Annotated in this window: 12 protein-coding genes and 1 pseudogene; 7 read left to right on the forward strand and 6 right to left on the reverse strand. The window is 65.0% G+C overall.

From position 1 onward, the window contains the following. Nucleotides 1–42: 42 nt before the first annotated feature. Both rdfA and ACFQO4_RS10475 read right to left on the reverse strand, forming a co-directional pair. Nucleotides 43–687, reverse strand: coding sequence for a rod-determining factor RdfA (rdfA, locus tag ACFQO4_RS10470; protein WP_500260863.1), 645 nt, complete (start codon nt 685–687; stop codon nt 43–45). A 75-nt stretch (nt 688–762) separates the two neighbouring features. Continuing rightward, nucleotides 763–2,048 (reverse strand): annotated as a pseudogene (locus tag ACFQO4_RS10475) (dihydrolipoyl dehydrogenase family protein). Nucleotides 2,049–2,253: 205 nt separating this feature from the next. On the opposite strand from ACFQO4_RS10475, the gene ACFQO4_RS10480 reads away from it, so the two are divergent. Further along, nucleotides 2,254–3,441, forward strand: a complete 1,188-nt coding sequence (locus tag ACFQO4_RS10480; RefSeq protein ID WP_500260864.1) for an MFS transporter — start codon at nt 2,254–2,256, stop codon at nt 3,439–3,441. A gap of 423 nt (nt 3,442–3,864) precedes the next feature. On the opposite strand, the gene ACFQO4_RS10485 is transcribed toward ACFQO4_RS10480, so the two are convergent. The 3 genes from ACFQO4_RS10485 to ACFQO4_RS10495 form a co-directional block, all read right to left on the reverse strand. Further along, nucleotides 3,865–4,398 (reverse strand): desampylase, encoded by a 534-nt coding sequence (locus tag ACFQO4_RS10485; protein WP_500260865.1) that lies wholly within the window; start codon nt 4,396–4,398, stop codon nt 3,865–3,867. After that, on the reverse strand, nt 4,395–5,351 hold the full coding sequence (locus ACFQO4_RS10490; RefSeq protein WP_500260866.1) for a cobalamin-binding protein: 957 nt from the start codon (nt 5,349–5,351) through the stop codon (nt 4,395–4,397). Before ACFQO4_RS10490 ends, ACFQO4_RS10485 begins: the two co-directional genes overlap by 4 nt. 172 nt (nt 5,352–5,523) lie before the next feature. Beyond that, the gene (locus tag ACFQO4_RS10495) at nt 5,524–6,069 is read right to left on the reverse strand and encodes an NUDIX hydrolase (RefSeq protein ID WP_500260867.1); all 546 of its coding nucleotides are present in this window, start codon (nt 6,067–6,069) and stop codon (nt 5,524–5,526) included. A gap of 192 nt (nt 6,070–6,261) precedes the next feature. On the opposite strand from ACFQO4_RS10495, the gene ACFQO4_RS10500 reads away from it, so the two are divergent. Then, entirely contained in the window at nt 6,262–6,537 is a 276-nt protein-coding gene (locus ACFQO4_RS10500) for a PadR family transcriptional regulator (protein ID WP_253430794.1), read from the forward strand. Between the two features lie 108 nt (nt 6,538–6,645). Here ACFQO4_RS10500 and ACFQO4_RS10505 read toward each other — a convergent pair whose 3' ends face one another. Then, nucleotides 6,646–7,746, reverse strand: coding sequence for a DUF4397 domain-containing protein (locus tag ACFQO4_RS10505; protein ID WP_500260868.1), 1,101 nt, complete (start codon nt 7,744–7,746; stop codon nt 6,646–6,648). Nucleotides 7,747–8,118: 372 nt separating this feature from the next. Between ACFQO4_RS10505 and ACFQO4_RS10510 the strand changes: the two genes are divergently transcribed. From ACFQO4_RS10510 to ACFQO4_RS10530, 5 genes are all read left to right on the forward strand, one after another. Next, a complete protein-coding gene (locus ACFQO4_RS10510) occupies nt 8,119–8,811 on the forward strand; it encodes a helix-turn-helix domain-containing protein (RefSeq protein WP_312910290.1) in 693 nt (230 codons plus the stop codon). A gap of 183 nt (nt 8,812–8,994) precedes the next feature. Next, nucleotides 8,995–9,393 (forward strand): HalOD1 output domain-containing protein, encoded by a 399-nt coding sequence (locus tag ACFQO4_RS10515; RefSeq protein WP_500260869.1) that lies wholly within the window; start codon nt 8,995–8,997, stop codon nt 9,391–9,393. Between the two features lie 175 nt (nt 9,394–9,568). Further along, nucleotides 9,569–10,357 (forward strand): formate/nitrite transporter family protein, encoded by a 789-nt coding sequence (locus ACFQO4_RS10520; RefSeq protein ID WP_500260870.1) that lies wholly within the window; start codon nt 9,569–9,571, stop codon nt 10,355–10,357. Between the two features lie 131 nt (nt 10,358–10,488). Then, on the forward strand, nt 10,489–11,754 hold the full coding sequence (locus ACFQO4_RS10525; RefSeq protein ID WP_500260871.1) for a DUF2238 domain-containing protein: 1,266 nt from the start codon (nt 10,489–10,491) through the stop codon (nt 11,752–11,754). Nucleotides 11,755–11,912: 158 nt separating this feature from the next. Beyond that, the gene (locus tag ACFQO4_RS10530) at nt 11,913–12,182 is read left to right on the forward strand and encodes a hypothetical protein (protein WP_500260872.1); all 270 of its coding nucleotides are present in this window, start codon (nt 11,913–11,915) and stop codon (nt 12,180–12,182) included. Nucleotides 12,183–12,201: the final 19 nt, after the last annotated feature.

Below are 12,201 nucleotides of genomic sequence, written 5' to 3' on the forward strand. Positions count from 1 at the left end.
GACGTTTCGGTCGGCGAGTCGTCGGATTCCACGGCGTTCGTCTTATTCCGTCGGGGAATCGTCGGTCATGTGTTCTCGGCAGACATATCCCCGATCGATCGCTTCGGTCAGCGGAACGCGAATCGGACACTCTGGACACTCGAGTTCGATCGACACCGAGACGGTCGCGCGTTCGCCCTGTCGAATCTCCCCCTTCGAGGACAGCGATCGGAGCGCGTCATCGATCTTCGATTCCAGCTGTTCCCGAGCGATTTCGACGCTGTTTCGCTCCCAGTCGGTTCGCGCCCGCTGGCGCTCCTTCTCGGCCTCGAGGCAGTCGTTGAGGTGACGTTGCATCGTACTCCAGGAGACGAACGACTGCTGGAGTTCGTCGACGGCCACCCCGTCGCTTCGCAACGAATCCCGTACCTCCTCCGCGTACAGTTCGTCGTCCCCCGTGAGCGCGTCGTACTCCCGATCAAGGCGAGATCCCCCGGTCTCGAGGCCGTGATCGTCGTAGACGCGTTTCAGTATCCGCTTGTTGAACCACTCGGTGAGCGGCCGGTACCCCTGAGCGGTCCCGCGGTCGGTCCCGGTCCAGCGAGCGACGAGGAGGTCGTCGAACGTCTCGTGCTGGGTGGACGTAGCGTCAAGGTCGTATCTGTCCAGGGCGGCGCCGACCTTGCAACACGACGAATCCGTACTCATAGACGGCTTTTGGTGGCTCCCAGTCTCATATCTTTCGACTCGTCGCGAAAACAACACCTGCGTGGACTACTACCACTACCGGTTAAGCGCGTGGATTGCGTGCCCTAATCCGTTCTCCGCAGTCTCCATGACCGCCTCCGAGAGCGTCGGATGGGCGTGAATTGTTCGGCCGAGTTCCTCGAAGCTCGTTCCGGTCTCGATCGCCAGCCCGATCTCGGCGATCAGTTCCGAGGCCTCGGGACCGACCACCTGCCCGCCGAGGACGCGCCCAGTCTCCGCAGCTGCGACGAGTCTGACGAACCCGTCCAACCGCCCCGTCGTCAGCGCCCGGCCGCTGGCCCGGAAGGGGAACGTTCCGACTCGCGGTTCGAACCCGCTCTCTTCGGCCGCCTCTGCCGTCAGCCCGACCGTCCCGATTTCCGGGTCGGTGAACACCACGGCGGGAATCGCCCGGTGGTCGAGCTGCGAGGGCTCGCCCGCGATGACCTCGGCGGCGACCTGTCCCGCGGCGCTCGCCTCGTGTGCGAGCTAACGGTTCGCCCGCGACGTCCCCGACGGCGAAGACGTGCTCGAGGTCGGTTCGAGCGCGATCGTCGGTCTCGACGAACCCCCGGCCGGTCGTCTCCAGGCCGATTGCCTCGAGGTCGACCGTATCGGTGACCGGGGTTCGCCCGACGGCGACCAGCACCCTGTCCGCGGCGTACGTCGAGTCGCCCCCGTCCTCGGTTTCGGTTCGAACCTCGATTCCGTCACCCGTCTCGTGCCAGTCGCTGGCCGCCTCACCGAAGGCGAACGAGATACCCAGTTCCTTCGCGCGATTTTTGATCGGGCGCGAAAGATCCGATTCGAAGCCGGGGAGCACGTCGTCCAGCATCTCGACGACCTGGACGTCCGTTCCGAGTTTCGCGAAGACGGTCGCCAGTTCCATCCCGATGTAGCCGCCGCCGACGACGACCAGCGAGTCCGGACGTTCCGAGAGCGCGAGCGCGGTGCTCGTCCTCGAACCGGGCGAGACCGTCGACGAGCGAGACCTGATTGGCCTTACAGAGCTTCTCGGCGCCGCCGGTGAGTCGCTCGACGACGCCGCGCTTCCACGCCTGCGTTCGCTCGAGGTCGACGGTCAGGTCGGCGTCGATGCCCATCTCGGTCGCGTTTGCAGCCTCGTGTGCGGTTCCGCTGGCCTCGATCAGCGCCTTCGAGGGGATACAGCCGTAACTGAGGCAGGTCCCGCCATAGGCGTCTTTATCGACGAGCGTGACGTCGAGATCGAATTGACCGGCGCGAATTGCGGCGACGTACCCATCCGGGCCGGCGCCGACGATCAGTACCTCTGTCTCTGCGGGGATGCCTCTTGAACTCATGGCTGGCCTTCGGCTCCTACTCTCGACGAGCCGGGGATAAAGATACCTGTTACCACAGTACGTGTCAGATCCAGGATCCGATGTCGCTAGACGTCCCCTGCCGCCGACGCCGTCCGAACCCCGAGTCAGCCGACCGATAACCGGTTGCGCCGGCTACCCGTCAGAAACATTATCACCGTGACCCCCGAAGGAGAGATACACCCCAATGAGCGAGTCGTCACGAGAGCAGTCGGGACTCCGTAGTATCCCCTGGGCGTCGCCGACGTTCCAGGTGATTCTGGCGACTACGCTCGTCGGCGTCATGGGCGTGTCGCTGATCAGCCCGGTCTTGCCCGTTCTGCAGGCGCAATTCGACCTCACCGACGCCCAGGCCGGGCTCATTATCACGGTGTTCACACTCCCTGGCATCGTCCTCGCCCCCCTGTTCGGCGCCCTCGCCGACAGGGTCGGCCGCCGCGCGATCATCGTCCCCTGTCTCCTCGGGTTCGGCGTGACCGGTGGCTCGATCGCCTTCGTCGACGACTTCACCGCGTTGCTCGTACTCCGATTTCTTCAGGGTGCGACCTCGAGCGCCCTCATCGGCCTCGCCGTTACGCTAATCGGCGACCGCTACGACGGAACCCAACGCAACACGCTGATGGGAGTCAACCGGAGCGCGCTCTCTATCGGCGCGACGCTGTATCCGACGGTCGGCGGCGCGCTGGCGATCCTGGCCTGGTACGCGCCGTTTCTCGTCTACTTCGTCGGCGTCGGCGTCGGGTTCTTCGCTCTCTACGCACTCGAGACTCAAGAGATCGAACAGCGATCCACGGGGTTCTCCTACCTCAGGGAAGCGATTTCGGCGTTACCGATCCGGGAAGCCATGGTGCTGTACGTCGCGGTCTTCAGTTCGATCGTGTTGCTGTACGGAGCCCTACTCACGTCCCTGCCGCTCTTGCTGGGCGACGCCTTCGCCCTGCGTCCGTTCGAAATCGGCGTGCTCCTGGCCGCCGCGTCGATCACCAACGCGGCCATCGCGACCCAGAGCGGACGGCTGACGCTGTCGTTTTCGACCCGGACGCTGATCGTCACCGGCTTCTGTTGTTACGGCATTGCACTCGTCGGCATCGGACTCGCACCCACACCGATGTACGTGGGGGCCGCCATCCTCTTTTTCGGCGCCGGCGAGGGACTGGCGATGCCGCTGCTCGACACCGAGTTGAGCAAACTCTCCCCCGCAGGGTTCCGGGCCGGCGTGATGAACGTCAGAACCAGCGTGATCCGCCTCGGACAGACCATTGCGCCGGTCGTCTTCACGACGATTGCCGGGTTCGTCGGCTACTCGTCGTTGCTGTTCGCCGCAGGCGTGTTCACCCTCACCGTGACGGCTGCGGTCGTCGCGGTCACGAGGTGACCGGAAAGGGATGGACCGCGCCGGTCTCCATCCCCTCCCCCCCCCCCCTACAGAATAGATATTTAATCTGTTAATTTTCGACTCCTCTCCGAATTCAGATGAATACAGGCCCTCGATCAGCGTCGACGTGCCGAGCTGTGACGCGACCACGCGCCGTACGCTCTATCTCTCCACAGAACGTCGTTTCGAACGGAAACGTGAGAGAACGTCCCGTTCGTCCGTGGCTGATTCTCACCCTCGAGCCACGATCGTTCGTCTGGTTCCAGATTCGGCTACGTACCAGGATGCAGTGTAATACAGGCGAAATAGGCGCGATCATCGATCCCTCGACCGTTCGCTGTCACTCGAGCGGCACGATAGAACTAATAGTATTGTGCGAGCCATTTGTGGCAGTCACACACAATAGCATTCGATATGATATACTTAGGAGATGGTCGAGTACTCGAGTCGCTCGCGCTCGAACTGTCCGTCCTCGTCACTGGCGTCTCGCCATCGCCAAGACCTGACGAGCGCATCGTCGTCATCGCCACTACTGCCCTCGAGACTGATGATCACGTAGGATCGACCGGGCCAGGCGGCCCACTCGGCGTCGGTCGCGCTGGGTCCCGGCGGTCCGCGCGGATGAGAGTGGTAGAAGCCAACGATCTCCTCGTCGCGGGCCTCGAGTCGCTCGAAAATAGCAAGCTGTTCTTCGGGATCGATTCGATACCGGGTTCGTGGCTCGTCGGCGACGTTCCGGGCCGGGTAGTGCGACCGAGCGTGACTCACGTCGGGGCCAAACTCGCCGCCGAGAACGCCACAGCACTCCTCCGGAGCGCTCGCTCGAGCGGCCTCGAGGATCGCCCGTTCGATCGAATCGGGGAGGACGAGCGTCGCCGCCCTGGGCGAACTCTCGCCCGGCCCTCCGCGACCGCTTTCGTCGTCGCCGTCGCCGTCTCCGTCACCTCCGGCGCTCACACGTCGACCTCGAGCCCTCGATCCAGGACCTCGAGCGGGACGGCGACGGATGCGTCCGGCGGATTCGGGAATCGGTCGGGCTGGACGATCGGTCCGATCGCCTCGAGCGTGTCCACCAGCCGCGGGCCGGGCCGGTTGAGGTACTGGTTCCCGTCGAGCGCCCAGACGCGCCCCTCCCGGACGGCGGTCAGGTCGTCCCACCCCTCTCTGTCCGTGAGGTCCGCGAGGTTGGCCGCCGTCTGCGCGAGGTCGAAGCCGCAGGGGGCGACGATCACGACCTCGGGGTCGTAGGCGCGTATTTCGTCCCACTCTCGCGGCCGCGAGCGCTCGCCCGCGTCGGCGAGTCCGTACCGGCCGCCTGCCCACTCGACGAGTTCGGCCGTCCAGTGGCCCGCGATCATGACGGGGTCGGTCCAGTCGAAGATGGCGACCCGCGGGCGCTCGCCTGGCACGAGATCAACCGTTCGAGTCCGGACGGCGTCGATTCGCTCCTCGAGAGCGGTGACCGCGTCTCGAGCGCGCTCCGGAACGCCCGTCGCCTCGCCCACGCGTTCGATGTCCGCGAGCACGTCCGCGATCGAGTGCGGATCCGTCGTCAGTACCTCGGGGTCGGCCGTGATTTCCTCGAGGGGGCGTTCGACGACGACCTCGTCGACCGCACAGACGTCGCACATCCCCTGGGTGACGACAAGATCCGGATCGAGCGCGTCCAGGGTATCGACGGCCACGTCGTAGACGCCGTCCCCGACGCCGTCGTCGGTCCCCGAAACAGCCTCGAGCACCTGCTCGTCGATGGCGCCGCTCGAGGCGTCGGCGTCAATCCGCGAGGCCGTCACCGACGGGCGGTCCCGGACGGCGGGTGGAAAGTCACACTCGTGAGAGACGCCGACGGGTTCGAGACCGAGGGCACAGACGATCTCGGTCGCCGAGGGAAGGGTGGTGACGATGCGCATAGCAAGCAGTTGTGTGCGGTGGGCCAAAAGCCCACCTGCCTCCGCCGTCCGCTCGGTGATCGTGCACCGATCGACCGTCGACGCAGGAACTGCCTGCACGGTCCGGCTACAGAGACCACCTGCACGGTCCGGCTACAGGGACCGCCTGGGGTCAATCGAATGACCGTTTCGGTTACGACAACAGTTCGTAGTAGGCCACCGCGAGCACGGCCCGTCCGTCGCGGATCGTCCCCTCCCGGACGGACTCGAGAAACGTCTCGTAGGGCGTCGGCGACGCACGTATACTCTCGTCGTGATCCAGTCGCTGCTCGCTCGCCGGCTCACAGCCCCGGGCCACGAAGAAGTGGATGACCGAGTCGGCCAGGCCGTTCGCAGGCTCGACAGAGACCAGCGCCTCGAGCGTCTCGGCCCGATAGCCGGTTTCCTCGGCGAGTTCGCGACGGGCCGCGGCCTCGAGGTCGTCGTCGTCGGGTTCGGTGGTCCCGACGGGTAACCCGCGGCTGACCCGGGAGACGGCCTGGCGCCACTCCTCGATGCAGACGACCTGCCCGTCGTCGGTCAGGGGAAGGATGCAGACGCTCGCGGGTTCGGAGAGGTAATCGAAATCGGTTTCGCTGCCGTCGGGGAGTCGTACGGTCTGAGTAACGACGTCGAAGCCCGGGCAGGAGTAGGCTACGTCGGATTCGACGGTCTCCCAGGAGAGGGGATCAGCCGGCATACCCGCCAGTATGGGCGTCTTCGCCAAAAGCGTCCGGTTCTACCCCGACTCGAGTCGAAGTCGGTCGAACGGGTCGTTTCGCCCTCGCCGCTACGCCGTCGCTACGCCGTTGCTACGCCGACCGTTCCACCGACGTACCCGCTCTATAACAAAACCACAGATCGGTGAAGGTTCGTTTTCAGAGGGTGATCCATGGATCAACTAACAGGCTTCCAACGCGACTTGTTGTACGTCATCGCCGGGATGGACCGTCCGTCGGGACAGCAGATTCTCGACGACATCAACGAGTACATCGATCAACCGGTGACACACGGCCGGCTCTATCCGAACCTCGATACGCTCGTCGAACGCGAACTGGTCGAGAAGGGACAGCTCGACCGGCGGACGAACTACTACGCGCTCACCCCCAAGGGACGGCGCGTCCTCGAGCGGCGCCAGAAGTGGGTACAGCGATACGTCGACGTCTAGGCGTGGGCGCCGGACGGTGGACATGGCCGACAGGCAGGGATGCGCTCCGTGCGCCTCCCTGACCGAGTGGCGTCACGTCGGCTGACTTCTTCTGTCGAGAGTGGGGGTTCAGGAGTCAGATTCGTCGGTACTGTTGGTTCCGTTGGATTCGTCTCCGTCGGTACTGGTTGTTCCATCGGATTCGTCTCCGTCGGTGTCGTTCATCCCGGCTTCGTCGAAATCGTCACCACCGTCGGAATCGTCGTCACCCGGCGCACGTTCTCCCGATTCCGGTTCCTGGTCTGGTTCTGCGTCCGGCTCCTCGAGCGCCGCCGGCCCGTCCTCGGTCAGTTGCACCGCGAACGCGCGATCGGGCCGGTCAGTATCGGAACCGGGCTCGAGGAACCCCTCAGCGAACGCCGTGTAGGCGGTGTTCGGCTCGAGTTCGACGGTAACGGTAGCGACGGCGTCCTGACTTTGGTCGGTGCGGTCCTCGCCGGTGGTTGCCGTCTCCTCGTCGGTCGACGCCCCCTCATCGTTCGCCGTCTCCGACTCGCCCGACGTCCCCTCATCGTTCGCCGTCTCCGATTCGTCCGACGGCTCCGATTCGTCATCCATCGGTTCGCTATCGCCCGCAGACGTGTCGCTCGCTTCGTCATCGGTCGCCGCGGGCGCCACCTCGAGGGTGTACGATCCCGACGGGAGGGCGACGTAGTTCGTCCCCCGGCCGAAGCCTACGCCGTCGAACACTGCCCGTCCGCTCCCGGCGTCGCGCACGTCGACAGTCGGTGCGTCGGGGGCGGCGTGAACGAGTCGGAGTAGCGCCGATCCGGCGTCGGACAGCAACTCGACCCGAACCGCCTCCTCCGGAGCGTCCAGGACGGCGACCGTGTAGAACGCCGTCTCGACCGCGATGGATTCGTCGTAGAGGACGGTCTCCTCGTCGCCGGTCGCCGTAATCGTGACGTCGTGAGCGCCGGGTTCGACGACGAAGTACGGCGTCGTCCGTTCGAAAGCGATCCCCGAAACGACCGACTCCCCGTCGACGGCGACGTCGACAGCCGGCGCGTCGGGTGCGAGGTGGGTGACGCGAACGCCCGCCGCCGGGACGTCCGACTCGTCCTCGTGCTCGTTCACCGCGAAGACGCGCTCGCTAACGGAACCCTCGACCTGGTTCGAGCGGCTCGCGCCCTCGAGCGACTCGAGTGCCGTGCGTCGTGTGCTAGTCATGCGGCCTGAATCGTGACTGCCGACCGGATAAAGCGCCCAGTCGGTTGTGGCGCCCGTGGTTCGATTTACTCGTGGTGAGGGCGTGTAGGGTGACGATACCGAACGGAAAGCGCACCGTACAACGATGGCGACGACGGGACGATGACCGCCGAACGCCGGACTCGACTGTCGTCGACGGCGCAACTCGCCTTTGATCAGCGGCGATTGCTGTCGGTCGAGTTGATACACCATTCACACTGTGCCGTCGTTTTTTCCATTGGCGGCAACACCAATCATTTTGCTAATGATTGCATTTCTTACAGTCAGGAAATCCGAAGCTAAATGTTTTGGAATGGTCGTTATCCCTTTCGTAGCAGTACCCGATACGTACCCATGACGACAATCGCTGACTTCGAGATCGACGCGTCGACGGTCGCCCTCGGTGAGACCTTCGACACCCTGCCGGAGTTGACCTGTTCGGTCGAGCAGGTCATCGCGGCCGCGGATCGCGGCCTCTGGTTCGAGGGTGCCGACCGCTCGGAACTCGAGGCAGCCCTCGAGGACGACCCGACGGTCGACGACGTGGCGTTGATCGCGGCCGACAAGGCCGACGGGCAACTCCTCTACGACGTGACCATGGGCGACGACGCACTCGACGTGTTCGAGCTCATCCTCGAGGAGCGCGGTACGGTCCTGTCGGCGTCCGCGAACGAGGGTCGCTGGCACCTCCGCGTCCGGTTCATCGACCACGACGACGCGAGTCGACTCTACGATCGACTCGAGGAGAGCGAAGCGAACTCGACGCTTAAGCGACTGACCGAGCTACGTGAGGCTCCGTCGACGACGGATCGCCTCACCGAGAAACAGTACGAAACGCTGCTCACGGCGTTCGAGCAGGGCTACTTCACCATCCCGCGCGAGACGTCGATGGAGGAACTCGCCGACGAACTCGGCATCTCCCACCAGGCGCTCTCCGAGCGCTTCCGGCGTGCCTACCGGGAACTCGTCCTGACCGCGCTCAACGGGACCCATCCCACGCACCCGGAAGACGACGCCTCGAAGCCCGAACCGAACCAGCCGGCGTAGCGACATCGCTGGCTGAGCCGCCTCGTCTCGAGGCCTCCAGGAAATCGTCGCCGTAATCGTCGTCGCTGCGATTGTCGTCGCAGCCGTGACTGTCGCGACAGCTGTGTCGAGACCACCCCCTATATAAGCCTGTTTCGTCGTCAAAACGGCCCTTCTTCCGTTGGCGTCGTCTGTGTAGTGCTGATGATACGGCCAGGAACTGAGGACGGAAACTCGAGGTCCGACACGAGCGGTCGAGGAGGTCTGGAAACGGAGTCGGCGACTGCGGGCGCCGTCGAAACGCCGGGATCCGCTGTCAGTCCGGATCACCTGAAATCGACCGCCGAGGCCCCGCTCGCCTACACGTTCGATCCGGAGGAGGAAACGCCCGCACAGGCGATCATCGACGCCGTCGCCGCTGCCGACGGCTGCGATCCGCTCTCGCTCCCGCCGCTCTTCGATGCGATCAATCCAGACGCACTGAACGGACTCGTGGCCCAACCGCGGTCCGGCTCCGAACGCCGATCCTGGGCGCTCTCCTTCGAGTACGGCGACTGGCTCGTTACCGTCGACGCCGACCACCAGATCGTCCTCGAGCCGTAGAAGGGCTGAAAACCGGCAGATCCAGAGAGTACTCCCGGTCGTAGACGCTGGACGATCGGGATCGCCTTCCGCCACCGAACGGACCGGCTGACTCGAGACGAGTCTCACGTGATTCTCCCCCTCGGACGGGCAAGCCCTCCTTTTTTCCCGCATAGAATCGAACGGTTATCGAAATATGTCCGACGTTACGGACCCTTCGGAGATATTTTATCGTGCGGCCGAGGAAGGGAGGCGACGTCTCGAGCAGCCGTTGCTCGAACTCGCCGCGACGGGGTTCATCGCCGGGTTCACGATCGTCTTCGGAATCATAGCGCTCGGCATCGTACACGCGACGGTCGAGCCACAGTTCGGCGACGTAGCGAGAGTCGCGGGCGCACTCGCGTTCGGCGTGGGCGTCGTGTTGCTGGTCGTCGGTCGCGCGGAACTGTTCAGCGAGAACTTCTTCGATCCGGTCGCGGCGGCCGTCGAACGATCAGATTCGTGGCTCGTCGGTCCGCTGCTTCGCCTGTGGTCGCTCACCCTCGTGTTCAATCTCGTCGGTGGCACGCTCTTCGTCTTCGTCATGTCGGTCGACGGCGCGCTTCCCCCCGGGTCGGGAGCGGCGATGAGTACGACCGCCGAAGGACTCGCCCACCGGGAGAGCGCGGGAATGTTCGCAGACGCCATAGCGGGCGGTGTTCTCGTGGCGTTGCTCTCTCACCTCCTCGTGTCCGTCGATAGCGACGGGGGCCGCATCACCGTCGCCTACATCGTCGGGGTCCTGCTGGCCCTCGGACCGTTCGATCACGTCGTCGTCACCGTCCTGCACGTGCTCTTCGGAATGCGGTTCGGGGCGGACATCGGCGTCGCCACCTTGACATTGATAGCGATCGTTTCGACGGCCGGGAACCTCGTTGGGGGACTCGGACTGGTCACGCTCAGTCACGTCGCCCAGGCCATCGGTGCCCGCGAGTCCGACACGTGACTCCGGCGCAAGGTACCGAGGACGCCCCGCTGCACTTCTCGTATCGATGCTCGAGTAGAGGGGGTTCGACAGCACGTTCACGGGCACATATCAGGTGGTCGATTTAGAGGGGTTGAGCGCGTATATCGCCCATGAACGTGCTCGCAGCTATCGTCGAGAGCGAGCGAGCGAACGCTGCGCTCGCCTGGTCGATCGTCGCCGCGATCGTCGTCACGGCAATCGTGAGCGCTCGAGCGGGAGCGTTCGTCTGGGCGGCACTCGGGGCGACGGCCGTCGTACTCGCGCTCGTCCCGACCCTGCGTCGATGGGACCCGCTCGTGATACTCCCGTGGGAGGTGCTGGCGCTCGCGGCAGTACCGCTGGTAGTGCGTCTGGTGGCGTCGATTCCTATCGCGGGATTTCTCACGGTCGCCACCATCGCGCTGCTCATCGCCGTGGAACTCGATACGTACACCTCGGTCGAGATGACGTCGCGGTTTGCCGTCTCGTTCGTCGTCCTCGCGACGATGGCCGTCGCCGGGTGCTGGGTTATTCTCCAGTGGACCAGCGACGCACTGCTCGGTACGGCCCACCTCACGGGGGTGGTCCCCCTCATGTGGGACATCGTCTACGCGACCGCCTTCGGTGGGCTCGCGGGCGCGCTCTTCGTCCTCTACTTCTTCCAGCGCGACGACGCAGACGGTGATCTGACGCAGGAACGAGCGGGCCACGACGAGGGACGGAATCACCGCACCTCGAGCGAGGCGGAGACGAGCGACAGCGACACTGTCCTCGGACTCTCCGAACGATGGTGCTGGCGAGGAGTGAGGCTGCTCCAGGGCGCGCTCGCGCTTCTGGTCGGTTACGCGGTCGTCACCGTCGATCCGGCGCTGTTCGTCAACGCCGCGCTCCCGCTCGCGCTCACCTTCGCCCCGACCCTCGTCCGCCGAACGTCCGGCCACGAGATGGGAGCGGGGCTCGCGCTCTGGATCGCCGCTGCCGCGTTCCTCCACACGGTCGGCGCGATCGGGCTGTACACGACGTTCGGGTGGTTCGACCAGCTCACACACACCCTCTCGGCGACGCTCGTCGCCGGTCTGGGGTACGCCGTCGTCGACGCCCTCGAGCGCACGGAAAGCGGCGTAGACTTCCCCACTGGGTTTCGGTTCGTGTTTCTCGTGATCTTCGTCCTTGCCTTCGGCGTTGCCTGGGAGATCCTCGAGTTCGGGTCGGGTGGCCTCGCCAGCCTCGTCGGCGGCGAAGCCGTCCTGGCCCAGTACGGAACGAGCGACATTGCACTCGACCTCCTGTTCAACGCCGTCGGTGCCGTCCTCGTCGGCCTCTGGGGGACAGGGTACTTCGACGGGCTCGCCCGGGTGTTCACGAACCGGTTCGACGACTCCCGCGACGTCACCTGATCCGGCGCGGGACCCGACGGCGTCCCCGCCAGGACTACCGATGGACTCCTTCCCCCACCTCGAGTAGGACCGGGTTCAGCCACTCGCTCGAGAGGTCGGCCGGCGAGCGTGAACCTGCTGGTTGGCCGTTTTTGCTCCTCCACCGTGACCACCCAGACATGGCAGACGTACCCGACATCGAGACCGTCGAGACCGAGGACGACTACATCCACGTCCGGTTTCGCAACCCCGACCAGTTCGACGAAATTCGCACGCCCGACTGGGCGCAGAACCCGGCGGAGTCGGTCTCGGAGGGCGCGGAGGTCAGGACCGGCAACACGGAGGGCGACGACGACTGGAAGGTCCAGAGCGTCCTGATCAAAAAGTCGGTCGGCGAGGAGAAGGCGAGAGAGCAGGCGAAAGACATCGTCGAGAAGATTCAATCCTGAGAATCGCTCGAGCGTTCGG

Origin of the sequence: Saliphagus sp. GCM10025334 (assembly GCF_042663485.1) — an archaeon.
Taxonomy (GTDB): domain Archaea; phylum Halobacteriota; class Halobacteria; order Halobacteriales; family Natrialbaceae; genus Natronosalvus.